The 26,347-nt window shown below is 65.9% G+C and carries 23 protein-coding genes and 1 pseudogene; 20 read left to right on the top strand and 4 right to left on the bottom strand.

The window, feature by feature from the left end:
* Positions 1 to 187 precede the first annotated feature (187 nt).
* From GKE62_RS04635 to GKE62_RS04565, 15 genes and pseudogenes are all read left to right on the top strand, one after another.
* Complete coding sequence (locus GKE62_RS04635) at positions 188 to 856, top strand: NAD(P)H-dependent oxidoreductase subunit E (RefSeq protein ID WP_154691214.1); 669 nt, start codon at positions 188 to 190, stop codon at positions 854 to 856.
* Complete coding sequence (gene nuoF, locus GKE62_RS04630) at positions 857 to 2,143, top strand: NADH-quinone oxidoreductase subunit NuoF (protein ID WP_154691213.1); 1,287 nt, start codon at positions 857 to 859, stop codon at positions 2,141 to 2,143.
* Positions 2,140 to 2,832 (top strand): hypothetical protein, encoded by a 693-nt coding sequence (locus GKE62_RS04625; protein WP_230206912.1) that lies wholly within the window; start codon positions 2,140 to 2,142, stop codon positions 2,830 to 2,832. Before nuoF ends, GKE62_RS04625 begins: the two co-directional genes overlap by 4 nt.
* A 9-nt stretch (positions 2,833 to 2,841) precedes the next feature.
* A complete protein-coding gene (gene nuoG / locus GKE62_RS04620) occupies positions 2,842 to 4,866 on the top strand; it encodes an NADH-quinone oxidoreductase subunit NuoG (protein WP_154691211.1) in 2,025 nt (674 codons plus the stop codon).
* Entirely contained in the window at positions 4,863 to 5,906 is a 1,044-nt protein-coding gene (gene nuoH, locus GKE62_RS04615) for an NADH-quinone oxidoreductase subunit NuoH (protein WP_154691210.1), read from the top strand. Before nuoG ends, nuoH begins: the two co-directional genes overlap by 4 nt.
* Positions 5,903 to 6,388 (top strand): NADH-quinone oxidoreductase subunit NuoI, encoded by a 486-nt coding sequence (gene nuoI, locus GKE62_RS04610; protein WP_154691209.1) that lies wholly within the window; start codon positions 5,903 to 5,905, stop codon positions 6,386 to 6,388. The genes nuoH and nuoI overlap by 4 nt, the downstream gene beginning before the upstream one ends.
* A gap of 155 nt (positions 6,389 to 6,543) precedes the next feature.
* On the top strand, positions 6,544 to 7,161 hold the full coding sequence (locus GKE62_RS04605; protein WP_154691208.1) for an NADH-quinone oxidoreductase subunit J: 618 nt from the start codon (positions 6,544 to 6,546) through the stop codon (positions 7,159 to 7,161).
* A gap of 112 nt (positions 7,162 to 7,273) precedes the next feature.
* Positions 7,274 to 7,579 (top strand): NADH-quinone oxidoreductase subunit NuoK, encoded by a 306-nt coding sequence (gene nuoK / locus GKE62_RS04600; protein WP_154691207.1) that lies wholly within the window; start codon positions 7,274 to 7,276, stop codon positions 7,577 to 7,579.
* Positions 7,580 to 7,582: 3 nt separating this feature from the next.
* A complete protein-coding gene (nuoL, locus tag GKE62_RS04595; protein ID WP_154691206.1) occupies positions 7,583 to 9,616 on the top strand; it encodes an NADH-quinone oxidoreductase subunit L in 2,034 nt (677 codons plus the stop codon).
* On the top strand, positions 9,613 to 11,139 hold the full coding sequence (locus GKE62_RS04590) for an NADH-quinone oxidoreductase subunit M (RefSeq protein ID WP_154691205.1): 1,527 nt from the start codon (positions 9,613 to 9,615) through the stop codon (positions 11,137 to 11,139). The genes nuoL and GKE62_RS04590 overlap by 4 nt, the downstream gene beginning before the upstream one ends.
* On the top strand, positions 11,139 to 12,602 hold the full coding sequence (gene nuoN, locus GKE62_RS04585) for an NADH-quinone oxidoreductase subunit NuoN (protein WP_154693556.1): 1,464 nt from the start codon (positions 11,139 to 11,141) through the stop codon (positions 12,600 to 12,602). Before GKE62_RS04590 ends, nuoN begins: the two co-directional genes overlap by 1 nt.
* Positions 12,599 to 13,318 carry a biotin--[acetyl-CoA-carboxylase] ligase gene (locus GKE62_RS04580; RefSeq protein ID WP_154691204.1) on the top strand — a complete coding sequence of 240 codons (720 nt, stop codon included), beginning with the start codon at positions 12,599 to 12,601 and terminating at the stop codon, positions 13,316 to 13,318. Before nuoN ends, GKE62_RS04580 begins: the two co-directional genes overlap by 4 nt.
* Positions 13,302 to 14,081, top strand: a complete 780-nt coding sequence (locus GKE62_RS04575) for a type III pantothenate kinase (protein ID WP_154691203.1) — start codon at positions 13,302 to 13,304, stop codon at positions 14,079 to 14,081. Before GKE62_RS04580 ends, GKE62_RS04575 begins: the two co-directional genes overlap by 17 nt.
* 36 nt (positions 14,082 to 14,117) lie before the next feature.
* Positions 14,118 to 15,771 (top strand): annotated as a pseudogene (locus GKE62_RS04570) (ribonuclease J).
* A gap of 1 nt (position 15,772) precedes the next feature.
* Positions 15,773 to 16,054: a DUF1467 family protein gene (locus GKE62_RS04565; RefSeq protein ID WP_154691202.1), complete on the top strand. Its 282-nt coding sequence runs from the start codon at positions 15,773 to 15,775 to the stop codon at positions 16,052 to 16,054.
* A 22-nt stretch (positions 16,055 to 16,076) separates the two neighbouring features.
* Here the strand turns inward: GKE62_RS04565 and GKE62_RS04560 are convergent, their stop codons facing one another.
* Entirely contained in the window at positions 16,077 to 18,695 is a 2,619-nt protein-coding gene (locus GKE62_RS04560; protein WP_154691201.1) for an ATPase, read from the bottom strand.
* A 69-nt stretch (positions 18,696 to 18,764) separates the two neighbouring features.
* Here GKE62_RS04560 and GKE62_RS04555 point away from each other — a divergent pair, with 69 nt between their 5' ends.
* The 4 genes from GKE62_RS04555 to GKE62_RS04540 all read left to right on the top strand — a co-directional run bounded on the left by GKE62_RS04555 (position 18,765) and on the right by GKE62_RS04540 (position 22,783).
* Positions 18,765 to 19,070, top strand: coding sequence for an Hpt domain-containing protein (locus GKE62_RS04555; RefSeq protein WP_154691200.1), 306 nt, complete (start codon positions 18,765 to 18,767; stop codon positions 19,068 to 19,070).
* An 83-nt stretch (positions 19,071 to 19,153) separates the two neighbouring features.
* Positions 19,154 to 20,407: a hypothetical protein gene (locus GKE62_RS04550; RefSeq protein ID WP_195908588.1), complete on the top strand. Its 1,254-nt coding sequence runs from the start codon at positions 19,154 to 19,156 to the stop codon at positions 20,405 to 20,407.
* 25 nt (positions 20,408 to 20,432) lie between these two features.
* Positions 20,433 to 21,392: a hypothetical protein gene (locus tag GKE62_RS04545; protein WP_154691198.1), complete on the top strand. Its 960-nt coding sequence runs from the start codon at positions 20,433 to 20,435 to the stop codon at positions 21,390 to 21,392.
* Between the two features lie 5 nt (positions 21,393 to 21,397).
* A complete protein-coding gene (locus tag GKE62_RS04540; RefSeq protein WP_154691197.1) occupies positions 21,398 to 22,783 on the top strand; it encodes a sensor histidine kinase KdpD in 1,386 nt (461 codons plus the stop codon).
* Positions 22,784 to 22,794: 11 nt separating this feature from the next.
* Here GKE62_RS04540 and GKE62_RS04535 read toward each other — a convergent pair whose 3' ends face one another.
* The 3 genes from GKE62_RS04535 to gltX are packed head-to-tail and all read right to left on the bottom strand — an operon-like array spanning position 22,795 to position 25,769.
* Positions 22,795 to 22,986, bottom strand: coding sequence for a hypothetical protein (locus tag GKE62_RS04535; RefSeq protein ID WP_154691196.1), 192 nt, complete (start codon positions 22,984 to 22,986; stop codon positions 22,795 to 22,797).
* 7 nt (positions 22,987 to 22,993) lie between these two features.
* Positions 22,994 to 24,280 carry a citrate synthase gene (locus GKE62_RS04530; RefSeq protein WP_154691195.1) on the bottom strand — a complete coding sequence of 429 codons (1,287 nt, stop codon included), beginning with the start codon at positions 24,278 to 24,280 and terminating at the stop codon, positions 22,994 to 22,996.
* A 13-nt stretch (positions 24,281 to 24,293) separates the two neighbouring features.
* Entirely contained in the window at positions 24,294 to 25,769 is a 1,476-nt protein-coding gene (gltX, locus tag GKE62_RS04525; RefSeq protein WP_154691194.1) for a glutamate--tRNA ligase, read from the bottom strand.
* A gap of 31 nt (positions 25,770 to 25,800) precedes the next feature.
* On the opposite strand from gltX, the gene GKE62_RS04520 reads away from it, so the two are divergent.
* On the top strand, positions 25,801 to 26,319 hold the full coding sequence (locus GKE62_RS04520; protein WP_230206911.1) for a hypothetical protein: 519 nt from the start codon (positions 25,801 to 25,803) through the stop codon (positions 26,317 to 26,319).
* Positions 26,320 to 26,347: the final 28 nt, after the last annotated feature.

Here is a 26,347-nt window from a genome sequence, read left to right as displayed (position 1 = left end):
TTTGGTCCACTCTGTATTCTGGGCATTTTGATGCCAAGCCCGCCATCTGAACGAACACAGTTTTGGTTTTTATCGATTGTCCTTCTGTGGGTTTTCACGTTTTTGGGGCTGTATTTCTACCGATACAAAATTATCGGCCGCCAATGGAGGCGAAACCCAACTGCTAAGCTAACCTTGGAAGACTTTCGTGGCTGACCGCGCCCCCGCTCCCGACACCCCCGAACTGCGCGCGCGCTGGGGCGGCTTCGCGTGGACCGAGGCCAATGCCGCCGAGGTGCCGAAGATCATCGCGCGCTATCCGCCGGGGCGGCAGCGTTCGGCGGTCATGCCGCTGCTCGATCTCGCCCAGCGCCAGGTCGGCGCGGAGACCAATACGCAAGGCTGGCTACCGATTCCGGTGATCGAATTCGTCGCGCGCGAACTCGCCATGCCGGTGATCCGCGTGCTTGAGGTCGCCAGCTTCTACACGATGTACAACCTCGCGCCCGTCGGCCGCTTCCACGTCCAGGTGTGCGGCACCACGCCGTGCATGTTGCGGGGTTCTGACGACATCCTCGCCGCGTGCAAGAAGCGCGGGATGAGCAAGGGGCATGTCTCGGCCGACGGGCTGTGGTCGCTGACCGAAGTCGAATGCATGGGCAATTGCGCGTCGGCGCCGATGGTCCAGATCAACGACGACAACTACGAGGACCTGACCGTCGAGACGTTCGACAAGATCCTCGACGGGCTGGCAGTAGGCGGCAAGCCCAAACCCGGCACGCAGGAACCGGGCCGCCACACCGTCGAGCCGAGCGGCGGGCCGACGACGCTGAAGGAAATGGTCGGCGCGAACCACGATTACCGGGGGGAGTGGTAAGTGGCTCTCGCCGACAAGGACCGCATCTTCACCAACCTCTACGGCTACCAGCCGTGGGGGCTGAAAGCTGCGCAAAAGCGCGGTGACTGGGACGATACCAAGGCCCTGCTCGCGCGCGGGCAGGATACTATCATCCAGGAAATCAAGGATTCCGGCCTGCGCGGACGCGGCGGGGCGGGCTTCCCCACCGGCATGAAGTGGTCGTTCATGCCCAAGGAACCCAAGGACGGCCGCCCCAGCTTCCTCGTCATCAACGCCGACGAGTCCGAGCCGGGATCATGCAAGGACCGCGAAATCCTCCGCCACGATCCGCACAAGCTGATCGAGGGCGCGCTGGTCGCCGGGTTCGCGATGCGCGCGCGCGCCGCCTACATCTACATCCGCGGCGAATACATCCGCGAGGCAGAGACGATGTTCGCCGCGGTCGCCGAGGCTTATGACGCCGGGCTGATCGGCAAGAATGCCTGCGGATCGGGCTATGATTTCGACGTCTTCGTCCACCGCGGCGCGGGCGCCTACATCTGCGGCGAAGAAACCGCGATGATCGAGAGCCTCGAGGGCAAGAAGGGCCAGCCGCGGCTCAAACCGCCGTTCCCGGCGGGAGCGGGGCTCTATGGCTGCCCGACCACGGTCAACAACGTCGAGAGCATCGCGGTCGCCCCCACGATCCTGCGCCGCGGCGCAGGCTGGTTCGCCGCCATCGGGCGCAAGGGCAACGAAGGCACCAAGCTCTTCCAGATCAGCGGCCACGTCGAAAAGCCCTGCGTGGTTGAGGACGCGATGAGCGTGAGCTTCCGCGAGCTGATCGAGACCCATTGCGGCGGCATCCGCGGCGGGTGGGACAATCTGCTGGCAGTGATTCCCGGCGGATCTTCAGTGCCGCTGGTCCCCGCGGCAGAGATCATCGACTGTCCGATGGACTTCGACGGGCTCAAGGCGGTCGGCAGCGGCCTCGGCACCGCGGCGATCATCGTCATGGACAAGTCGACCGACATCGTCCGCGCGATCAGCCGGATCAGCTATTTCTACAAGCACGAGTCCTGCGGCCAGTGCACCCCCTGCCGCGAAGGCACCGGCTGGATGTGGCGCGTGATGGAGCGCCTGCGCACCGGCGACGCCGATGCGGCCGAGATCGACATGCTCTACGATGTGACCAAGCAAGTCGAAGGCCACACCATCTGCGCGCTGGGCGACGCGGCGGCATGGCCGATCCAGGGGCTGATCAAGCATTTCCGGCCGGAGCTCGAGCGGCGGATCGCGGAGAATGTGCGGGAGGCGGCGGAATGACACATTGCTTCAAAGCCGTATTGCTACCGATGCTGACCCTTGGCTTGGGCACTGCTGCGGTGGCGCAGCAGAATCATGACACTCAGTGGCGGACCAAGCCGCTCGAAAAACGCGCCTACGCGGCCAAGGATGCGGACCTCGCGCTACGAAACTTCGCCAAGTGTGCGGTCAACCGCCGTTTCGAGCACGCCAATACCTATGTTCTCGCTGCTGTCGATTCGACGTCGAAGATAAGTGCGCTGAGACAGCTTGTGATGAGCTCCGACGACGGTTGCCTCTATGGGTTCACCAACGAAGTGCGGCTGAGGTTCTCGCCCGATGTCATGTCGGGTGCGCTCGGCCAGGCCCTTACAGCCAAGTATTATCCTGATCTCCCGGCGATTCTGGCCGCGCGGCCGCTCAGCGCCGAAGAAGAGGCTGCGCATGTCGCGCCGTTGCCGCCAGCCGAGATTTTCGCGCGTTGCGTCGTCCGCCGAAACCCGGTGGCGAGCATAGCGCTGGTCGCGTCGGAGGGGCTCAGCGTGGAAGAACGGAAGGCGATCGATGCGCTCAGGCCGGACTTGGGGCCGTGCCTCCTGGCCGGCTCGTCGATGACGATTAACCCCCTGTTCCTGCGCACCTACATCGGCATCGCCTCGTATAGGCTCGGTGTCGAAATGCGTCCGCCGTTCGGCCGCGTCGGCGCATAGGAAGGCACGATGCCTAAAGTCACCGTAGACGGCACCGAACTCGAAGTCCCCGTGGGCGCCACGGTGCTTCAGGCGTGCGAGCTGGCGGGGAAGGAAATTCCGCGGTTCTGCTATCACGAGCGGCTGTCCATCGCGGGAAACTGCCGGATGTGCCTGGTCGAGGTGAAGCCTGGGCCGCCCAAGCCGCAGGCGTCTTGCGCTTTGCCCGCCACCGAGGGGCAGCAGATCTTCACCGCCACCCCGATGGTGCAGAAGGCGCGCGAGGGGGTGATGGAGTTCCTGCTCATCAACCACCCGCTCGATTGCCCGATCTGCGACCAGGGCGGCGAGTGCGATCTGCAGGACCAGTCGATCGCCTACGGCCGCGGCGCCTCGCGTTACGACGAGAACAAGCGCGCGGTCACCGAGAAGTACATGGGCCCGCTGGTCAAGACCGCGATGACCCGTTGTATTCACTGCACCCGCTGCGTGCGCTTCAGCGAGGAGATCGCCGGGGTGGACGAGATCGGCGCGCTCTATCGGGGCGAGGGGATGCAGATCACCAGCTATCTCGAAAAGGCGATCCAACACGAACTGTCGGCCAACGTGGTCGATCTGTGCCCGGTCGGCGCGCTGACGAGCAAGCCCTATGCGTTCGAGGCGCGGCCATGGGAATTGAAGAAGACGTTGTCGATCGACGTCTCCGACGCGGTCGGCAGCAACATCCGCGTCGACAGCCGCGGCCGCGAAGTGCTGCGCGCGCTTCCCCGCATCAATGACGACGTCAACGAGGAGTGGCTGAGCGACAAGGGCCGCCACTGCGTCGATGGGCTGACCCGGCGACGACTGGACAAGCCGTGGGTGCGCCAGAAGGGCAAGCTGGTTGCGGCGACGTGGGACGAAGCGTTCGGGGCGATCGCCAAGGCCAAGCCCGGAGCGAGCCTGGCTGCGGTGGCGGGCGACTTGGTCGACTGCGAAACGATGTTCGCGGCCAAGAAGCTGCTTGGCGGGCTTAGCTCAAGTTTGCTTGAGGGTCGGCAGACTGGCCTCGATTACGACTGCTCCAACCTCGCCGCGGTGAACTTCAACAGCACCTTTGCCGGGATCGAAACCGCCGATGCGATCCTGATCGTCGGCAGCATGGTTCGCTGGGAAGCGCCGCTGGTCAACGTCCGCCTGCGCAAGGCGGCGAAGCGCGGGGCCAAGATTTTCGTGGTCGGCCCGCATTGGGAAACGACTTTCGGCGCGGAGTTCCTCGGCGATGACGTTGCCGTACTCGGCGATCTGCCCGAGCATGTGAACGAGGCGATGGTTTCGGCGCGGCGACCTGCAGTCATCCTTGGCGGAGGCGGACTGGCCAAGGGCGCAATAGCGCCGTCGCTCGCGCTGGCAGGAACATGGAACGTGGTCCGCGATCTCGAGGACGGGGCGAAGTGGAACGGTTTCAATGTGCTCCATATGGCCGCGAGCCGGATGGGCGGGCTGATGCTCGGCTATGCGCAGAAGGGCGGGATCAAGGACATCGCCGCCGCAGCGCCCAAGGTAGTGCTCGCGCTAGGCGCGGACGAGGTCGACTGGTCGGCTTTCGGATCGAGCCTCAAGGTCTACATCGGCCATCACGGCGACAAGGGCGCCCATGCCGCCGACGTGATCCTGCCCGGAGCGGCGTGGACCGAGAAGGCGGGCACCTACGTCAACACCGAGGGCCGCGTGCAGTTCGCCGAAAAGGCCGTGTTCGCCCCCGGCGATGCGCGTGAGGATTGGACGATCCTGCGCGCGCTGGCCGATGCGCTCGGTGTTACGGTCGGCTTCGACACCTTCGAGCAACTCCGCGCCGCGATGATCGCCGAGGTCCCGGCGCTCGGTGTCGAGGGGCTGGCCGATTACGGCGCGCTGCCCAAGCCGAAGAGGCTGGCGAAAGTGAAATCCGCGCAGATCGGCTACCCGATCAAGGACTTCTACCTGACCAACGCGATCTGCCGCGCCAGCCCGACGATGCAGCGCTGCTCGGCCGAACTGCTCCACGGCGAAGATCTGGCGGAGGCGGCGGAATGACCGCCACATTCCAATCCTGGGGCCTGTCCCACGACACCGCCTGGCTGCTCGCGACCATCGCCGGCATCCTTCTCATCGCGCTGCCCGTCATGCTCGCGGTGGCGATGGTGATCTATGCCGATCGCAAGATCTGGGCGGCGATGGCGCTGCGGCGGGGGCCCAACGTGGTCGGGCCGTGGGGCCTGCTCCAGTCGTTCGCCGACGGGCTCAAGGTGTTCCTCCAGGAAACCATCGTCCCCAGCGCGGCCAACAAAGGCATCTTCCTGATCGCGCCGATCGTGACGTTCACCGTCGCGCTGCTCGCCTGGGCGGTGATCCCGTTTAATTCAGGCGCGGTGCTGGCGAACATCAACGTCGGGCTGCTCTACGTGCTCGCGATCAGCAGCCTTGGGGTTTACGGCACGGTGATGGCCGGGTGGGCCAGCAACTCGAAATATCCGTTTTTCAGTGCGATGCGCGCCAGTGCGCAGATGATCTCCTACGAGGTTTCGATCGGGTTCATCCTGATCTGCGTGGTGCTGTGGGCGGGGACGTTCAATCTCAACGACATCGTCAAGGCGCAGCAATCGCACGTCTGGATCCTCAACGGGTTCGTGTTCAATCCGCTGCTGTTCCCGATGTGGGTGATGTTCCTGATCAGCGGCATGGCCGAGACCCAGCGCGCGCCGTTCGACCTGACCGAGGCCGAGAGCGAGCTCGTCGCCGGGTACCAGACCGAATACTCGAGCATGGCCTTCGCGCTCTACTGGCTCGGCGAATACGCCAACGTCCTGCTGATGTGCGCGCTGAACGCCACGCTGTTCTTCGGCGGCTGGCTGCCCCCGCTGGACATTCCGGTGCTCTACCTGATCCCCGGCTGGCTGTGGCTGTTCGCCAAGATCGGGTTCTTCTTCTTCGTCTTCAGCTGGGTCAAGGCGACCGTCCCGCGCTATCGCTACGACCAGCTGATGCGGCTGGGGTGGAAAGTGTTTTTGCCGGTTTCGCTGGGGTTTGTCGTGCTCGTGAGTGGGTATCTGATGCTGACGAGGTATGGCGCGTGAAAATCTCCCACCTCATCAAATCGTTCACCTTGTGGGAATTCCTCAAGGCGCACTGGCTGACGCTCCAGTACTTCTTCAAGCCGAAGGCGACGATCAACTATCCGTTCGAGAAAAACCCGCTCTCTCCGCGGTTCCGCGGCGAACATGCGTTGCGGCGTTATGCCAACGGTGAGGAGCGCTGCATCGCGTGCAAGCTGTGCGAGGCGGTGTGTCCGGCGCAGGCGATCACGATCGAGGCTGAACCGAGGGATGACGGCAGCCGCCGCACCACCCGCTACGACATCGACATGACCAAGTGCATCTACTGCGGGTTCTGCCAGGAGGCCTGCCCGGTCGATGCGATCGTCGAGGGCCCGAACTTCGAATACGCGACCGAGACCCGCGAGGAACTGCTCTACGACAAGGCCAAGCTGCTCGCCAACGGGGACAAGTGGGAGCGCGCGCTGGCCGCGAACCTTGCCGCCGATGCACCGTATCGCTAGGGGCCGCGCGTGATTCAGGGGCTTCCTACACAACCATCTTCCGTCGCCCCGGCGCAGGCCGGGGCTCAACCGGCCTGTCCGACTTGCACGATAGGTGCGTTGGCCCCCGGCCTTCGCGGGGGTGACGGGTCGGGTTTGGTTGCGGGTCGACCGTTGTGATCCAAACCCTCGCCTTCTATCTGTTCTCCGTCCTGGTCATCGCCAGCGCGGTGCTGGTGATCCTGTCGCGCAACCCGGTGCATTCGGTGCTGTGGCTGATCGTCGCGTTCTTCAACGCCGCGGGCCTCATGGTCCTGGTCGGGGCCGAGTTCATCGCGATGCTGCTGGTGATCGTCTATGTCGGGGCGGTCGCGGTGCTGTTCCTGTTCGTGGTGATGATGCTCGACATCGATTTCGCTGAGCTGCGCGCCGGGTTCGTCAAGAACTTCCCGCTGGGGATCGCCATCGCGCTGGTGCTGCTGGCCGAGCTGGTGCTTGGGCTGGGCGCGTACAAGGCGGGCGCCTTGGCGCTGGGCGCGGCGGACGGGGCTTCGGCGGCGGCGCTGGGCGCGAGCAACACCGCGGCGATCGGCGCGCTGCTCTATACCCGCTACCTGTTCCTGTTCGAGGCCGCGGGGATCATCCTGCTGGTGGCGATGATCGGTGCGATCGTGCTCACCCACCGCCAACGCGGCGATGTGCGCAGCCAGGACATCTCGCGCCAGAACCAGCGGCGACCGCAGGATGCGACACGCAACACCAGGCCCGAAGTCGGCAAGGGAGTGCAACTGTGACAACCCTTCCAGTCGCCCCGGCGCAGGCCGGGGCCGAACCGGCCTTGTCGCCTTGCACGAACGGTTGGATGGACCCCGGCCTGCGCCGGGGTGACGACCTGTGGGGGTCGTCATGATCGGCATCGAACATTATGTCGTGGTCAGCTCGATCCTGTTCGTGCTCGGCGTGCTGGGAATCTTCCTCAACCGTAAGAACGTGATCGTGATCCTGATGGCGATCGAGCTGATCCTGCTAGCGGTAAACATCAATTTCGTCGCGTTTTCGGCGTTCCTCCACGACCTTGTCGGGCAGGTTTTCGCGATGTTCGTGCTGACCGTGGCGGCTGGCGAGGCGGCGATCGGCCTCGCGATCCTGGTGATCTACTTCCGCGGCCGCGGCTCGATCGCGGTCGATGACGTAAACCGGATGCGGGGATAGATCTTGAACCCGATCCTCATCATCGTCTTCGCGCCGCTGCTGGCGGCGATCGTCGCGGGGCTGGGCAACCGGATGCTCGGCAATGTCGTGGCCAAGAGCCTGACCACCGGCGCGCTGTTCCTATCCGCCGCGCTGTCGTGGCCGATCTTCCTGCGCTTCATCGCCGGAACGGCCACCGCCAGCGTCACTCCGGTGCTGCACTGGGTGCAGTCGGGCGATCTGGCGTTCGACTGGGCGCTGCGGGTCGATGCGCTGACTGCGGTGATGCTGGTGGTGATCACCACCGTCTCCGCGCTCGTCCACCTCTATTCGTGGGGCTACATGGAGGAGGATCCCGACCAGCCGCGGTTCTTCGCTTATCTGAGCCTGTTCACCTTCGCGATGCTGATGCTGGTGACCGCAGATAACCTGGTCCAAATGTTCTTCGGCTGGGAAGGGGTGGGGCTCGCCAGCTACCTGTTGATCGGGTTCTGGTTCCGCAAGCCGAGCGCAAACGCCGCCGCGATCAAGGCGTTTGTGGTCAACCGGGTCGGCGATCTCGGCTTCATGCTGGGCATATTCGGCACCTACCTGGTGTTCGGTACGGTCTCGATCCCCGCGATCCTCGATGCCGCGCCGTCGATGGCGGGGTCGACCATCCACTTCGCTTGGTTCCGCGCCGACACGATGACCGTGCTTTGCATCCTGCTGTTTATCGGCGCGATGGGCAAGTCGGCGCAGCTCGGCCTTCACACCTGGCTGCCCGACGCGATGGAAGGCCCGACGCCTGTGTCTGCCCTGATCCACGCCGCGACGATGGTCACCGCCGGGGTGTTCATGGTCTGCCGCCTTTCGCCGATGTTCCAGACAAGCGCGACCGCGCTCCAGTTCGTAACCTTCATCGGCGCGGCGACCTGCTTCTTCGCCGCCACGGTCGGCACCACCCAGTGGGACATCAAGCGGGTGATCGCCTATTCGACCTGCTCGCAGCTCGGCTACATGTTCTTCGCCGCGGGCGTCGGCGCCTACGGCTCCGCGATGTTCCACCTGTTCACCCATGCGTTCTTCAAGGCATTGCTGTTCCTGGGCGCGGGATCGGTCATCCACGCGATGCACCACGAGCAGGACATGCGGTTCTACGGCGGGCTGCGGAAGGAAATCCCGCTGACTTTCTGGGCGATGCTGGCGGGAACGCTGGCGATCACCGGCGTGGGCATCGTCGATGTGTTCGGGTTCGCCGGGTTCTATTCCAAGGATTCGATCCTCGAGGCGGCCTATGCGCGAGGCACCGAACTGAGCCAGTTCGCGTTCGTGGTCGGCATTCTCGCCGCCCTTATGACCAGCTTCTATTCGTGGCGGCTTCTGTTCCTGACCTTCTGGGGGAGCCCGCGCTGGGCGGGCAGCGAGCACATACAGCACGCGGTGCACCACGAGCACGAGGATCCCTCCGAAGAGGCCGCGCACGGCGTGCACGTCGCCAACCCTGTCGGCACTGCGGGCTACCATCCACACGAAAGCCCACTTTCGATGCTGATCCCGCTTGGCGTGCTGTCACTCGGCGCGATCTTTGCCGGGTTCGTGTTCCACGAAGCGTTCGTCGGCGCTGAGGAAGGCTTGCGCTTCTGGGCCGGCTCGCTCGCCTTCGACGAGCATCTGATGCACGCGGCGCACCAAGTGCCGTGGCTGGTCAAGTGGCTGCCGTTTGCGGTTATGGTCGCCGGGTTCACCATCGCCTGGGGCGCCTACATCCGCAATCCGGCGTTTCCCGCCATGTTCGCCAGCCAGTTCCGCGTTCTCTACGATTTCGTTTTCAACAAGTGGTACTTCGACGAGCTCTACGACCGCATCTTCGTCAAGCCGGCGTTCTGGCTGGGCCGCCTGTTCTGGAAGGGCGGCGACGAAGGCACGATCGACCGCTTTGGCCCCAACGGCTTCGCCTGGCTGGTCCAACAGGGCAGCCGGGGCGCAGTAAGGCTCCAGTCGGGCTATTTGACCAGCTATGCGCTGGTCATGCTGATCGGCCTGGTCGGCGCGGTTAGCTGGGTGATCGCGCGATGAGCGGATTTCCCATTCTAAGTCTGATGTTGCTGGTCCCGTTGGCAGGCGCTGTCGGATGTCTGGTCAGCACTGCCCAATCCGCGCGCGTCATCGCGCTGGCCGCCACGCTGATCGATCTCGCGCTCGGTATCCTGCTGTGGGCCAACTACGACATCGGCGGCGCGCAGTGGCAATTCATCGAGCGCGCGAACCTGTTCGCGGGAATGCAATGGGCGCTGGGGATCGACGGGATCGCGCTGCTCCTGATCGTGCTTAGCGTCTTCCTGATGCCGATCTGCATCGGCGCCAGCTGGAAGTCGATCGAGTCCCGCGTCGGCGAGTACATGGCCGCGTTCCTGCTGATGGAAACGTTGATGATCGGCGTGTTTGCGGCGCAGGACCTGTTCCTGTTCTACATCTTTTTCGAGGCCGGGCTGATCCCGATGTACCTGATCATCGGCATCTGGGGCGGGGCCGAGCGGATCTACGCGAGCTACAAGTTCTTCCTCTACACGCTGCTCGGCTCAGTGCTGATGCTGATCGCGATGTTCTGGATGGCCAACGAGGCGGGGACGACGAGCATCCCTGTACTGATGGCATACGATTTTCCGCCGGGCGCGCAAACCTGGTTGTGGCTAGCGTTCTTCGCCAGCTTTGCGGTCAAGATGCCGATGTGGCCGGTCCACACCTGGCTGCCTGATGCGCATGTCCAGGCGCCGACCGCGGGCTCGGTGATCCTGGCCGGGGTGCTGCTCAAGATGGGCGGCTATGGCTTCATTCGCTTTTCGTTGCCGATGTTCCCCGAAGCGAGCGCGCAGCTCGCTTGGCTGATCTTCGCACTGAGCATGGTCGCGGTGGTCTACACCAGCCTGGTCGCGCTGGTGCAGCATGATATGAAGAAGCTGATCGCCTATAGTTCCGTGGCGCACATGGCGATCGTCACAGTCGGGCTGTTCGCGTTCAACCGCCAGGGTCTCGAAGGCGCAATGATCGTGATGCTCAGCCACGGGCTGGTTTCGGGCGCGTTGTTCCTCAGCGTCGGGGTGATCTACGACCGGCTCCATACCCGCGAGATCGATCGCTACGGCGGTCTCGCGATCAACATGCCCAAGTACGCCCTGTTCTTCATGCTGTTCACGATGGCCAGCGTCGGCCTGCCGGGGACCAGCGGCTTCGTCGGCGAATTCCTCAGCCTGGCTGGCATCTACCAGCTATCGAGCTGGGTCACCGCGGCCTGCGCCACCGGGATCATCCTCGGCGCGGCCTACATGCTCTATCTCTATCGCCGGGTGATCTTCGGGGTACAGAAGAACGCCGATGCCGCGGCGATGCCCGATCTCGATATCCGCGAGTGGTTGATGATGGCGCCGCTCGGCCTCGCGGTACTGTGGATGGGGGTCTATCCCGAAAGTTTTCTGTCTCCGATGCGAGCGGATATTGAGGCATTGGACGCGCGGCTGGCGCAGGCGCGCCCGGGGGGTGACGCAAAGATCAAGGTTGGCCCTGCCAAGCCTGTCCCGGCCCCGCATGGGAAGGCCCAGTGATGGACTTTTCCCATTCTCTCTGGCTGACGCTGCCCGAAGAGCTGCTGAGCCTCGCTGGCTTGGCGTTGCTGCTCGTCGCCGCGTGGGGCGGAGACAAGGCCTCGCGGCTGATTTCGATCCTCTCGGTTGCCGCATTGGTCGGCGCCGGGTTCCTCGTCGCACCGGCGCTGTGCAGCGGCGCGATGGGCGCGGGAACCGAGGCGTTTTCCGGCCAGTACCGCGCCGATGCTTTCGCTTCGTTCGCCAAGCTGCTGATCTACGGCGGCGCGGCGGCCACCCTGATCGTTGCCCCGTCATTCTTCGAGCGGGCCAAGGCGATGCGCGCGGAGTTCCCGCTGCTGATCCTGTTCGCGGCGCTCGGCGGGGGGCTGATGGTCTCGGCGGGCGACCTGCTGACGCTGTACATCGGGCTCGAGCTCAACAGTCTCGCGTCGTACGTCCTCGCATCGTTCCTGCGCAGCGACGAGCGGTCGGCCGAGGCCGGGCTCAAGTATTTCGTGCTCGGCGCGCTCGCCAGCGGCATCCTGCTGTTCGGGATGAGCCTGGTCTATGGCTTCACCGGAAATACCGGCTTCGCCGGTGTGCGCGCTGCGCTTTCGGGCGAGCTGGGCACCGGCGCGCTGTTCGGGGTGATCTTCATGCTCTCGGGCCTGGCGTTCAAGATCGCCGCCGCCCCGTTCCACATGTGGACCCCCGACGTCTACGAGGGCGCCCCCACCCCGGTCACGATGTTCTTCGCCACAGCGCCCAAGGTGGCGGCGATGGCCCTGACGATGCGCGTCGCGATCGACGCGTTCGGCGGGCAGACCGGTGCGTGGCAGCAGATCGTGATCTTCGCCGCGCTACTCTCGATCGTGATCGGCGCGCTGGGCGCGATCGGCCAGGCCAACATCAAGCGGCTGATGGCCTATAGCTCGATCAACAACGTCGGCTTCATCCTGATCGGGTTGGCAGCCGCGACCCGGCCGGGCGCATCGGCGATGCTGGTCTATCTCGCGATCTATGTGGCGACCACTGTGGCGGGCTTCGTCGTGATCCTGCTGCTGCGAGATGCCGAGGGCGCGCCCGTCGAGGCGATCGCGGACCTTGCCGGACTGTCCAAGACGCGTCCGTGGCTCGCGCTGGCGATGGCCTCGGTGATGTTCAGCCTGGCGGGCATTCCGCCGCTGTTCGGGTTCTGGGCCAAGTTCGTCGTTTTCCGCGCGGCGGTTCAGGCCGATCTGATCGCGCTCGCCGCGATCGGCATCGCGGCCTCGGTAATCGGCGCGTTCTACTACATCAAGATCGTCAAGATCATGTACTTCGACGATCCCGCCGACAAGGTGAAGGGAACGGGCGACTGGGCCCATACCGCGATCCTGGCGTTAGCGACTCTGGCGATCTCGCCGCTGGGTTATTTGCTGACGCGGTGGCTGGGCGGGCTGGCGGATAGCGCCGCCGCGGCCTTGTTTCTCGCCGTTTGATCCGCATCCTCGCCGAAACCGGTTCCACCAACGCCGATCTGCTCGCGCTGGGCCGCGATGCGCGCGAGGGCGATTGGCTGGTCGCACGGCGCCAGCGTGCGGGACGGGGCCGGGCCGGGCGGGAGTGGGAGGACGGCGCGGGCAACTTCATGGGCTCGACCGTCGTCGCGCTGCGTCCAAACGATCCACTGCCGCAGACGCTGGCGTTGGTGACCGGACTGGCGTTGGCCGAGGCCGTTGCCGCAGTCAGGGGCGCTCCTCAGACCATGCTCAAGTGGCCGAACGACTTGCTGGCGGCGGGGGCCAAGCTGGCGGGCATCCTGCTCGAACGGGGCGGCGACGTGGTCGTGGTCGGTATCGGCGTGAACCTGGTTCGAGCGCCCGAACTCCCGGACCGGGCAACCACCGCGCTGGCCGATCACGGCGCGAGGATCGACCCCTGCGACTTCGCGGATCTCCTCGCCGATAGCTTCGCGCTCGTCCTCGCCCGATGGCGCGGCGGCGAGTGGGACGCCTTGCGCGCCGCCTGGCTCGCTCGCGCGCATGCCATCGGCACTTCGTTGTCGGTCAGGGACCGCGAGGGACAACCGATAGCCGGCACTTTCGCCGGCCTGGGCATCGACGGCGCGGCGCTTCTTCGCTTGGCGGACGGCACGACCAGGCCTATCCACGCCGGCGATGTGGAACTGGTAGGCGGTGATGTTACTCGCGGTTGATGTTGGGAATACGAATGTGGTCTTCGCCGTATGCGAGGGCCGGGAAATCCGCGCGCGCTGGCGGATCGCCACTGATCCCCGGCGCACAGCCGACCAGTATGCGGTGTGGTTGATCCAGCTCATGGCAATCGAGAACATCGATCGAGGTGCGATCGACCAGATCATCGTCTCCACCGTCGTCCCGCGAGCACTGCACAACATCGATGTCTTGGCGCAAAAGTACTTCGGTATTGATCCTATCATCGCCGGACAGGGGCCGCAGGGCTGGGGCTTCCAGGCCGACGTCGACGAGCCGCGCTCGCTGGGTGCCGACCGCGCGGTAAACATCGTCGCTGCGCATGACGCGCATGCGGGCGATCTGATCATCGTCGATTTCGGCACCGCCACCACTTTCGACGCGATCGACTATGCCGGCACCTACAAGGGCGGGATCATTGCGCCGGGGATCAACCTCAGCCTAGAGGCTCTCGTCTCCGCGGCCGCCAAGCTGCCGCGGATCGCGATCGAGAAGCCGGTCACCAACTCGGTCCTTGGCCGCAACACCGAAGACCAGATGCAGATCGGCGTGTTCTGGGGCTATGTCGCGCTGATCGAGGGGCTGGTCGCGCGGATGAAGGCGGAAATCGGCCGCCCCGCCAAGGTGATCGCCACCGGCGGTCTAGCGGTCTTGTTCGATCAGCAGACCCAGATTTTCGATGCGGTCGATCCCGACCTCACCCTCACCGGCCTCGCCATCCTCGCGGAGCGCGCCCGCGCCGGTTGAATTTTTCGTTTTCCGCTCTTTCAGAACTGAGATTCCATGACGCCTGGTAACGAACTGTTGTTCCTCGCGCTCGGCGGATCGGGCGAGATCGGGATGAACGTCAACCTCTACGGCTGCGACGGGAAGTGGCTGATGGTCGATCTGGGAATGACCTTCGCCGATCCCTATTACCCCGGTATCGATCTGGTGTTCGCCGATCTCGAGTTCGTCGAGGAGCGGGCCAAGGACCTGCTCGGCATTGTCCTCACCCACGCCCACGAGGATCATATCGGCGCGGTGCCGTATTTCGCCGCCGACCTCGGCGTGCCGCTCTATGCGACCCCGTTTACCGCCTATCTCGTGCGCGACAAGCTTGCCGAAGCCGGGCTGCTCGATACCGTCGAACTGATCGAGATCGAGAACGAGGGCACACTCAGCCTCGGCCCATTCGACATTGAATACGTTCCGTTGGCGCACTCGATCGCCGAGGGCAACGCGCTGATCATTGATACCCCGTATGGCCGGGTGTTCCACACCGGCGACTGGAAGCTCGACGAAGATCCGCTGATCGGGCTGCCCGCCACCGCCGAGGAACTGACCGCGATCGGCGACGAGGGTGTACTCGCGCTGGTCTGCGATCTCGACCAACGTGTTCAACCCCAAGCCGAGCGGTTCGGAAAGCGCGGTGCGCGCCGGGCTGCTGGAAGTGGTCGGCGGGCTCGACGGCAAGCGGGTGCTGGTCACGACGTTCGCCTCCAATGTCGCCCGATTGCAGACCTTGGGGGAGGTTGCCGAGGCGACCGGGCGGCGGCTGTGCGTGGCGGGGCGCTCGCTGGACCGGATAATCCGCGCCGCGCAAGCGACTGGCTACCTGCTCGACCTGCCCGAACGGGTCGATTTTGCTGAAGCGATGGACTTGCCGCGCGGCGAGGTGTTGATTCTCGCCACCGGCGGGCAGGGTGAACCACGCGCCGCGCTCGCCCGAGTTGCGGCCGAGCAGCACCCAATCGCGCTGACTGAAGGCGACGTGGTGTTGTTCTCCAGCCGTCAGATCCCGGGCAACGAGGTTGCCATCGGCCGGATCATGAACCAGCTTTCCGCGCGCGGGATCGAAATGGTGACCGACCGCCAGGGCTTCATCCATGTCTCGGGGCATCCCGGGCGGCCCGAACTCCAGGCGCTCTACGGCTGGCTGCGGCCCGATATTCTCGTCCCCGTCCACGGCGAGATGCGCCACATGCGCGAACAGGCGCGGCTGGGCCGGGCCGAGGGCATTCCACACGCCGTTCTCCAGGGAAATGGCGACCTGGTGCGGCTGGCGCCGGGTAAGCCGGGACGGGTCGCGCAAGTCCGCAGCGGGCGGTTGGTGCTGGATGGCGACATCATTGGACCCGCCGACGGCGAGGCGATGGCCGCGCGACGTCGGCTGGCGGCACATGCGTTGGTTGTGGTGGCGCTAGCGGTATCGGCCAACGGCCGGGTGATGTCGGCGGTCGAAGTCGCCGCGGTCGGCCTGCCGCTCGACGAGGACATGGATGCATTCGTCGCCGAGGCGCAGGCCGACGTCGAACGCGGGGTCCACGCGCTCAAGGGCGGCAAGGCGCGCGATCGCGACGCGGTACGCGAGGCGGTCAGGCTGGCCGCCCGCCGCGCCGCGCAGCGCTGGTCGGGCAAGAAGCCGGTCGTCCAGGTCATGCTGCGGGAAAGCTGAGATGCGCTGGACGTCCGCCCTCGCGATCTATTTCCTGTTCCTCTCGCTGAGCCTGTTCGTGGTGTTGCCGTTCGGCATCCGCAACCATCACGAAACCGGCGACGCGATGGTCCCAGGCCAGTCCGACGGCGCACCCGCCAACTTCAACCCACGCCGTCTGGCGATCTGGACCACGATCGTTGCCACGATCGCCTTTGCGCTGTTCTATGCCAACTACGTCGAGGGCTGGGTCCAGCCGGACATGCTCAACCTGTTCGGCAAGCCGCCGACGCCTGAGGGATGACAAATTTAGTGGGCGCCCGGACCTACCCCCGCAGCCGCTCGATGGCCTGGGCCATCGCCACGTAGAGCTTGCCCATGTCCGACGAGAGCAGGGTGACCCCCAAGGCGTTGCCGTCGCGCGTCGAGAGCAGGCCGCGCAGCATTGCCTCGAAATCGTGGATGTAGTGGTTCACGTTCTCGCGGAAATCGCGGTCCGATTCGTAGTGCTGGATCACCGAACGCGCCTCGATCCCGTCGAGCAGGGTCACCGCACGGCGGGTGAAAATGCCACGGTCGCCGCGCAGGTACGAGGCCCAGGCGGTGTCGGCGACATCGGCCGAGAGCGACTTCGCGATGTCGATCGCCACTGAATTGAGCGATTCGGTGATCAGCGCGGCGCGGCGGGCGAAGTCGCTGTCGACCTGCTCTTCGGCCCGCTCGCGCGCATGGCCCACGCGTCGCTCGAGATTGCCAGCGAGTTCGTCCACCCGGCCGAGTTGATCGCGCAAGTTGACCGCGGCCTCACGGCTGGCCGAAGCCGCTCGCGCTACTGCGGCCTCGAGTTCAGCGACCAGTTCGTCCGCGCGACCGCCCATCGCCGCTTCGAGCGCAGCCTTGCTGCGCTCGCCCAGGCTGGCCGCGATCTCGCCGATTACGGTGTCGGACTGCCCGGCCAGCCCCGTCGTCGCATCGCGCGCGGCGTTGGCGAGGCGATCGATCGCCGATTGCAGCGTCGCCTGGACGTGCGCGGCCAAGGCGTCGCTCTCGCTGCGTGCCTTGGCGATGTCGTCGCGCACCCCGGCGAGGTGGGCGCGTTGCTGGAGGCTCTTTTCCTCGAGTCCGCCATGCAGAGCGACCAGCTCCCCGGTCGCCTCGGTCAGCCCGCTGCGGGTGGCGATCACGTAGTCGGAAAGCGACTGGCCTCGATTGCCCGCATCGCCCAGCGCGTCGCGCATAGCGGAAACCGATTCCTCCATCCCCTTGAGGCGATCCTCGGCCCCAGCGAGTGCGTCGGGCAGTTGCTGGCGGGTATGATCGGCACTCGCCTGGATCAGTTCGAGCAGACGCACGCTACCGTCGGTCAGCCCGGCGATCGCCTCGTCTGTCCCGGCCAGCGCCTCCCGGCTCGCGGTCAGTCGTTCTGTCAGCACCGCCAGGCCCCGTTCGAGCTTGGCCGCCACTTCGTCGCCATGTGCACCCAGCGAGTGCATCGTCTCGCCGAACGCACCCAGGCGCTCGCCGATCGTCGCCGCGTGTTCGGCGATGGCGGCTGACTGTTCGAGGTGGCGTTCGCGCTGCCCGCGGATCGCGGAGTCGATCTCGGCGAAGCGGCTGCGCAGGCTTTCAATCGCGCTGCGGCCCGCGATCTCGAGTTCGGCGCGACGTGAGAGAATCTCGCTGGCCAGTTCCTCGGAGCGCGCGGCCAGCGAGCCGTGCAGATCGGTGATCGCCTCGCCCAGTTCCGCGCGGCGCGCCTCAGCGGCGGCGAGTGCCTCACCGTCGATCCGGGCGATCTCGTCCCACGCGCCTTGCGCCTGCAGGGACAACGCCGAGACGTGGCCGCGCCAGGTCTCGACTGCGGCCTGCTCGCCGTCGCGCAAGGTGGTGGCAAGAGTTCCACCTTCGACCTGCAGAGCGGCGAGGCGGGCACGAAGCGCTTCGGTCGCCTCGGCCTCCTGCTGCGTCACGGTCAGCCGTGCCGCTTCCAGTTCCTCTCCCAACCGCGTCGCCCGCTCGCGCATCGCAGCCAAAGCCGCGGTTTCATCGGCGTCCAGTCGCTCCCGGAAGTTCGCACTACCCGCCTCCATGGCCGCGAACCGCTGCTCGGCGACATCCGCGAGATGCTCGGCCTGACGGGTGAAACCGTCGATCGCCGCAGCAACCTGATCACGCACTGCTGCCGCCTGGCGCTCGCTCGCTTGGCCGAATTCGTTCAGACGGTGGAACCCGTTGGCAAGGTCCTGCAATTGCAGATGCGCGGTGCGCCCGGCATTGCCGATGTTGTTGGTGACGTCCTTGGCGGCGTTGGCGATGACCGGAAGCTGGCCGCGCAGCTTGTCCATGTTCTCTACCGCATTCGCCGAAACGGTTCCAATCGCGTCGACCTGCGCGCCGTTGGACTGGATCAGGCCGGCCAGCCTGTCGGCGTTCTGCGAAAGGCGCTCGACCGCGATCCGCCCCAACGATTCAAGGTCACGGCTTTGCGCAGCGACAAATTCACGCGCCAGAGACAGTTCGCCGTTGACTGCGACCAAGCGCGATTCCAGCGCCGCGGACTCCTCGCGCAACGCGCGCGCGACATCGGTGAAGCGCACCGCCTCGCGCCGGTTCGAACGCACGAACAGCGTCAGCGCGCTGAGGATCAGCGCGACCGGGAGCGACCATGTCGCCAGCCACTGGGTCCACTGGGCGAGGGGTGCGCCGGCTTGCATCGCGCGCCAATTGGCGACGACGAAGAGGCCGCTCCAGGCGACGGTCAGGACGGCGGCGAGAACCGGCGCGGCCCAGTTGCCACGCGCCAACAGCTGGGGGCCGTTCCACGGTTCGGGTTCGGGCGCGGTGTCCCACGCCGTTTCTCCATCGACCGGCTGGTCTAGTACCAAAACGTCGCTGGCTTCCGGCGTCCCGGGTTCGAGCGATACGATGCGTGGGTTCCCCGTCATGGGCGGAAGGTATCATAAACCCTTGCAATATAAACCCCACCTTAACCCTCGTGCGCCCAATGGTTGGCTATGGCTTACGAAGGCGGGGCACTCGACGCGACCATTGCGGCTGCTTGCGGCGGCGACGAGGCGCTATACCGCGAGTTGCGTGGGGCATTCCTGGAAAGTGCCGAGCGCCAGCTCGATTTGCTTCGTCGGGCACGTTGCGACGGAAACTGGCGAATTGCAGCGATGCGGCTCAAGGGTCTCGCCTCGAGCTTTCACGACGAAGCCTTGCTTGCGCTCGCCGACGAAGCCACCGACACCGTGCCGAGTGAACCGACGGTACTGCGCCGGATAGGCGCGCACCTGAAGCTCCTGACCCTCACGATCTGATCTCCGAGCCCGGCTGGCCTAGTTCCGCCATTGTCGCTAGACCGCCTTCCGTAAAAAACGGGAGCGCGCAGGTGCGGGTCGCCTTGCTGTCAACACTGGAACCGAGCGCCGATGACGCGGCGACACCACGCGGGCTGCTGCGGTTGGGCGGGCGGAGCATCGTGCATCATCAGCTTGCCGCTTCGCTCGCGCTTGGCTGCGAGCGGGTGATTTGCCTCGCCGATGGCCTGCCCGGTGAAGTGATCTCGCTCCAGCATGCCGCCGAACGTGCCGGAGCGAGTTTTCAAGTTACTGGCGACGGTCGCGCGGTCGCGCAACTGGTCAAGCCCGACGACGAACTGCTGGTGTTTGCCGACGGGCTAATCGCCTCGCCAGAGGCGGTTTCGACACTGCTTGGTGGGCGGAGCGGCGTGGTCGTCCAGCCGGTCGAAAGTGGGTTGGCGGCGGGCTATGAACGGATCGATCTCAACCACGCCGGCGCTGGCTTGATCCGCCTGCCCGGACGGCTCGCCGCGGGCCTTGCCGAGTTGCCCGGCGAGTGGAATCCAGTTTCGGCGCTGCTGCGGATCGCAGTCCAGTCGTCAATTCGTCAGGTCGTGCTGCCCCAGGCATTGAGCGATGGTGGTCGCTGGACGCTGGTTCGCAGCGATGGCGAGGCGCATCGGCTCGAACCGAGCTGGTTGCGTCAGCACACGGCCCAGCGCGATGGCAAGGGGCCGGGGCGCTGGCTCGCCGCGCGGCTTGTCGAAGCGATGGGGCCGGCGCTGCTCCATGCCGGAACCCGGCCACAGGTGGTCGCGCTTGGCGCCGCGGCGCTAGCCCTTCTGGCCTTGGGCAGCGCCTGGTTCGGCTTCATGAGTTTCGCATTCGCAGGTCTGGGAATCGCCTGGCTGGTTCGCCGGGCCGCCGCTATCCTTACCCGGGTCCATGGCGACCGGGCCTTGGTCGAAACTCGATGGCTGCGTCCCGAGACTGGGTTCGACGCGCTGCTCGATCTTGCTTTCGCAACAGTCGCGGCCTGGCGCCTGGGCGAAGCGCATCCCGTGGCCAACGCGTACCTCGTCGGCGGGTTCGTGGCGTTGGTCCTGCTCGGACTGCTGCGCCTGCTGCCCGCGCTGTTTGCCGAAGCGAATTGGTCGGGATGGCTGGAGGACCGGCTGGTGCTGGGGCTGGCCCTGGCGGCCGCCAGCCTCAGTTCGGTGTTCGGGCTAGCGCTGATGGCGGCCATCCTCGCGCTGCTCATCTTCGCGCTGGCCATGGCTCACGAGGCCCGAAATACGCCGGGTGAGGCGCCGGGGGATGGCGAGAGCGCGGACGAGAGGCTAACACGCCCTTAACCCTGAACCGCTAGGGCCTGACCGGATGAACAATCCCGCGTTCTCGCCAACCGAACAATTCGGTGTCGAAGGCCTGTTCGGCGACGAACTGGCGGCCGCGGACCTGGCACTGGCCAATGTCGGCCCGATCCTGCGCCATCTTCTCGGAAGCGAGGATCGGGCGCTGTTCAGCGATCGGATCGTCGCCCAGTCCCGCGCCCTGATCGAGGATCTGGCGCATCAGCTTGCGCTTGCGCTCGAACAGGCGCTGGGGCCTGCGGACGCGCGCGGCCGGGTGGACGAGACTGCCTCGCGGCTCGCCGCGGCGTTCATCGCCAACCCGCCAATCCTGACCCACGCCCATGCGCTTGCGCTCGAGGCCGAGCTGACCGAACGGCTGGCGGCGCGGCTTTCGCTCGACACCGTGCTTTCGCCGCTGCTTCAGGCATCGATCGCCTCGACTGATCCCGAGACCGCGGCGACCGCGAAGGCGCTGCTCGCCGCGCAGGCACGATTCGTGCAGGCCCAGCGCCGCGGGGAGCTTCCCTTGGCCGAGCTGCCCGGCGAGCTGCTCCACGCCGCGATGGCGATTATGCGCGAGCTTGACGCGGGGAGCGACCCGGCGCGCGATCGCATTGCGGGCGTGCTCGAAACCGCGATCTGCGGCAATTTCGACGAGGCCGCAAGCCGACTCGCACTGCTTGGTCGGCTGATACGCGCGATGGATGGCGGGGCGGTCGCCGCGCTGGACGTCGAACACGCCGGCGTGGCGCTGTTTGTCACCGCATTGGGGTTGACCGCGGGGCTCGAGCGCGATGCGGCGGTCTTCGCCACCTCTGAAGTTCAAATGCCGCGGCTTGCACTGGCACTGCTGGCGGGCGGCGCCGAACACGCGCTGGTCGAACGGCAATTCTTCACGCTCCATCCCGAGATCACCTTGCCCGAAGGCTTCGAGACGTTGCGGGCGGACCGGGCCGCGGCGCTGCTCGCCGGTTCGGGCGGCTGAAACCCATGGCGCCGGGCGCCGTTGTCGTCGCGCGCGGGCGCTGCGAGGGGAGCGACAGGCTCGCGACGGCGGACGAGGCGCTCGCCGCGCTCCAGCGCGCGTGTGGGGGTGAGATACCAGGGCAGCTCGCGATTCCGGCGCTGCTCGAACTAACTCGCAAGGCCTGGCATCACCGGATGAAGCTGGGTCGCGTGTTCCAGGCGCAGGACGGCGACAATGCGGTCAGCGCGTGGGTCGACATCGTTCCCGATCCCGAGGGCCTGGCATTGTCGCTGAGCAATTGGCGAGTGACCCCGCTGGCTCCCACGGAAGCGATCGCGGGCGATGTCGACGAAGGTGTGATTTTGGCGCAAGTCGCAGACCTTCACGCCCGACTCGATCCGCGCCAGGCGGTGCTCGCGGCCGGGCGTTCGAGCAGTCGGCTGGAACCATTGGCGGCGGCGATGCGCGATGGGTTCGGCCGACCATGGACCGACTTTGTTACCGTTTCCGGGATCACCCATCGCCAGCCGCTCCACTGGCGGCTCATAGATGGTGCCGAAGTGATCGTCGCTACGGAACTTGGCGGAGATCCCGACGCCCGGTGGCGGGTGCGGCTCGTCCCCGTTCCGGGTGATGGCGCGGCGGCGGGGTTCGACCTCTATCTGGTGCCGGCCGGGATCGAAGCGGTGCCCGCCGGTGACGTCCCGAACGATCCGGTAAATGCCGTGCCCGAGGCGCTCGACGGGGTGCTCGGGCGCGATCTGGCCCCGGCTCTGCGCCAGCCGATCACACGGATCATCGCGAACGCTGAAACCATCCGCACTCGGCTCGCCGGGCCGCTCGCGGACGAATATGCCAACTATGCCGTCGATATCGCAGAGGCCGCGCGTCATCTGCTCGGATTGGTCGAGGATCTCGCCGATCTTGACGCGATCGAGGCGCCAGGTTTTGCGCCGATGGCCGATGCCATCGACCTGGCCGACGCGGCGCGCCGGGCCGCGGGCATTCTGGGCGTGCGCGCGAGCGAGCGGGGAATTACGGTCGAGGTGCCGGGCGAGGGCGAGAGCCTGCCCGCGTCGGGCGAATGGCGCCGGGTTTTGCAAGTCCTGCTCAACTTGCTCGGCAACGCCTTGCGCTATGCGCCCGAAGGGTCGCGCGTGCGGCTGACGTTGGCGGCACGGGGCACCCGCAGCGCGCTGACCGTGGCTGACGAAGGCCTGGGCCTGTCGCCCCAGCAGCAGGCCAGGGTGTTCGATAAGTTCGAGCGACTCGGCCGCAGCGGCGACGGCGGCAGCGGGTTGGGCCTATACATCTCACGCCGCCTCGCCCGAGCAATGGGCGGCGACTTGAGCGTGGAGAGCGCTCCCGGCGAGGGCGCGCGCTTCACGTTGGAACTGCCTTCAGGTTAGCTGGGTCGCGATCAGGCTCGCCGTCGCGCCAGCCAAATGAGCAGTGCACCGACCGCCGCGGTGATGAGCCCGTAGAGGATCCACTGGTCCTGGGCGAGCATGAAGCTTTCGGCCGGCCACATGATGATCCCGGCGCCTTGCAGCGACCAGAACAAACCGCTGAAGACCAGAAAACCACCGAGGATTTGAAGAACGAGTTTCATTGCCCGTTCACCGCTTGTCGATCGGGACGTAGTCGCGTTCGACCGGGCCGGTGTAAAGCTGGCGCGGGCGACCGATCTTCTGGCCGGGGTCGCTGATCATCTCGTTCCATTGCGCGACCCAGCCGACGGTGCGCGCCAGCGCAAACAGCGCGGTGAACATCGTGGTCGGGAAGCCGATCGCCGAAAGAATCACGCCCGAATAGAAATCGACGTTGGGGAACAGCTTCTTCTCGATGAAATAGGGATCGTTGAGCGCCATTTCCTCGAGCTGGATCGCCACCTCGAACACCGGGTTGGTAACCTTGAGCGATTCGAACACTTCGCGCACAGTCTGTTGCATCACGGTCGCGCGCGGATCGTAGTTCTTGTAGACGCGGTGACCGAACCCCATCAGCCGGAACGGATCGTTCTTGTCCTTGGCCCGCTCGATGTAGTGCGGGATTTTGTCGGGCGTGCCGATTTCCTGGAGCATGTTGAGCGCGGCCTCGTTGGCCCCGCCGTGCGCCGGACCCCAGAGGCAGGCGATTCCTGCGGCGATGCATGCGAACGGGTTGGCGCCCGACGATCCGGCGAGGCGCACGGTCGAGGTCGAGGCGTTCTGCTCGTGATCAGCGTGGAGAATGAAGATCCGGTCGAGCGCCTTTTCGACCACCGGGTTGACCTCGTACTTCTCGGCAGGGACGCCGAAGGTCATCCGCAGGAAGTTGCCGGTATAGCTCAACGAGTTGTCGGGATAGACGAACGGCTGGCCGATCGAATACTTGTATGCCGCGGCGGCGATCGTCGGCATCTTCGCGATCAGGCGGTGGCTGCTGATCTTGCGGTGCATCGGGTCCGAGATGTCGGTCGAATCGTGGTAGAATGCGCTCAGCGCACCGACCACTCCGCACATGATCGCCATCGGGTGCGCGTCGCGGCGGAAACCCCGGTAGAACTGCATCAACTGTTCGTGGAGCATCGTGTGGCGGGTGATCGTGCGGGTGAAGCTGGTCAGCTCGTCCTGCGATGGCAACGCCCCGTTGAGCAGCAGGTAGCTGACTTCCATGAAGCTCGATTGTTCGGCTAGCTGCCCGATAGGATAGCCGCCGTGGAGCAGCACGCCCTCGTCGCCGTCGATATAGGTGATCGCGCTGTCGCAGCTGGCGGTTGAGGTGAACCCGGGGTCATAGGTGAACATGCCGGTCTGGCCGTACATCTTGCGGATGTCGATGACGTCCGGGCCGAGCGTGCCGCTGCGCACCTCCATCGAAACGTCCTTGCCGCCCGCGTTCAGGATTGCCTGTTTGTCGCTCACCGCTGTGCTCCTCTTAGGTGGTCGCCGCCGCACCCTCCGCCAGCCGATCGCGAATGCGCGCGAGCGACTCGTCACGGCCGAGCAAGGCCAGCACGTCGAAAATTCCAGGCGAAGTCGTCTGCCCCGTCAGCGCCGCACGGAGTGGCTGCGCAAGCTTACCCAAACCCAGGCCGCGCTGTTCCGCCTCGGCCTTGAGATTGGCTTCGAGGGTGGCTGTTGTCCAGTCATTTGTGGCGCTCAGCAGGGTGTGAAGATCGCCCAGCAAGGCCAGCGCATCACCGGTCAAAAGCGCCGCCGCCTTGGACTCCAATTCGAGCGGCCGGACCGCGAACAGGAACGCCGCGCCGCGCGCCAGTTCGTCCAGATCCTGCGCCCGCGGCTGAAGCTCGGGCATGGCCTCGATCAGCTTGCCGATGTCGCGCGAAGTATCGAAATCGAGCGCCATCCCCGCCAGCCGAGGCGCGACCAAATCGGCCAGCCGCGCGGGATCGGCCTCGCGGATGTAGTGCCCGTTGAGATGGAGCAGCTTCTTGGTGTCGAATCGCGAAGGGCTTTTGCCGACCCCGTCGAGGTCGAACAGCGTGATCGCCTCGTCGCGCGTGATCACCTCGCGGTCGCCGTGCCCCCAGCCGAGCCGCAGCAGATAGTTGAGTACCGTCTCGGGCAGCAAACCCAACTCGTCGCGATAGGCGTCGACCCCCAGCGCGCCGTGGCGCTTGGACAGCTTGGCCCCGTCGGCGCCGTGGATCAGCGGGACGTGGGCATAAACCGGTCGCGCCCAACCATCCTCGACTTTGGCCATCGCGTCGATAATGACCAGCTGGCGGAAGGCGTTGTTGAGGTGGTCGTCGCCGCGGATCACGTGGGTTACTCCCATATCGCGATCGTCGACCACCACCGCGAGCATATAGGTCGGGGTTCCGTCCGAGCGGAGGATTACGAAATCGTCGAGCTCGGCGTTGCCGACGGTGACCCGACCCTGGACGCGATCGTCGATCGCCGTCTCGCCAACTTGGGGCGCCTTGATCCGCACCACGAACGGCAGGCCAGCGGGAGCCTCGCTGGCGTCCCGGTCACGCCATTCGCTCGCGATGCGGAACGGGCGACGCTCGGTCTGGGCGAGGGCGCGGCGCTCGGCGAGTTCCTCGGCCGTCAGGTAGCAGCGATAGGCGTGGCCCGATGCTAGCAGTTGCGCCGCGACCTCGGCGTGACGCTCGCTCCGCGCGAATTGCAAGACCGGCGGCTCGTCGCCTTCGAGACCGAGCCACGCGAGCCCATCGAGGATCGCGGCGATCGCGGGCTCGGTCGAGCGGGCGCGGTCGGTGTCTTCGATCCGCAGAAGATATTTGCCGCCATGGTGGCGCGCGAACAGCCAATTGAACAACGCCGTGCGCGCGCCACCGATGTGGAGAAAGCCGGTTGGCGAGGGCGCGAACCTGGTGACGACGGGAGCCGAGCCTGGAGTCGCTCCCGATACGCTGCTTGCCATGACCCTGCGCTTCCGTTTTGATGCCGCGGCAATGGCTTCGACCGCCGCCAGCGCTGCCGACCCGATCCCCGAAGGGGCGTCGCGGCCTTGGCGCGTCGGCCTTGGCTTGTCCAGCGTACCGGACGCTATCGAGGCGTTCCTCGCTGCGCGCCCGTTCGAGCGAGGGACCTGGCTTGCCGTGGCCTTCGCCGGCGGTATCGCCGCCTGGTTCGTCCTTCCCGATACGGCACGCTGGCTGGCGGTGTTGGCCGGATGCGCGGCGATCGAGCTCGGCGCGCTGGCCGGACTGCGCGGCGATGGACGGCATCCATACTTGCGGGCTGCGCTGATCGGGGTGGCGCTGATGATCGCCGCGGGGCTGATCACGGTGTGGACCAAGTCGACGCTCGCCGGAGCAATACCGCTGGATCGCCCCACGATAGTGACCCTGACCGGAAGGATCGTAGCCCGCGAAGAGCGCGGTGCCGAGGACCGCTTGCGGCTGACGTTGGTTGCGCGCGGGGTGCCGGGGCGCGCGGCAGTGCGGGTGCGAACGACACCCCCGCGCTGAGCGAAGGCGCGGTCGTCCGCAGCATTGG

The organism is Novosphingobium sp. Gsoil 351, assembly GCF_009707465.1.
Classification (GTDB): domain Bacteria; phylum Pseudomonadota; class Alphaproteobacteria; order Sphingomonadales; family Sphingomonadaceae; genus Novosphingobium.
The sequence above is the reverse complement of the archived record's forward strand: the minus strand, read 5'-3'. Positions and strand labels throughout refer to the sequence as shown.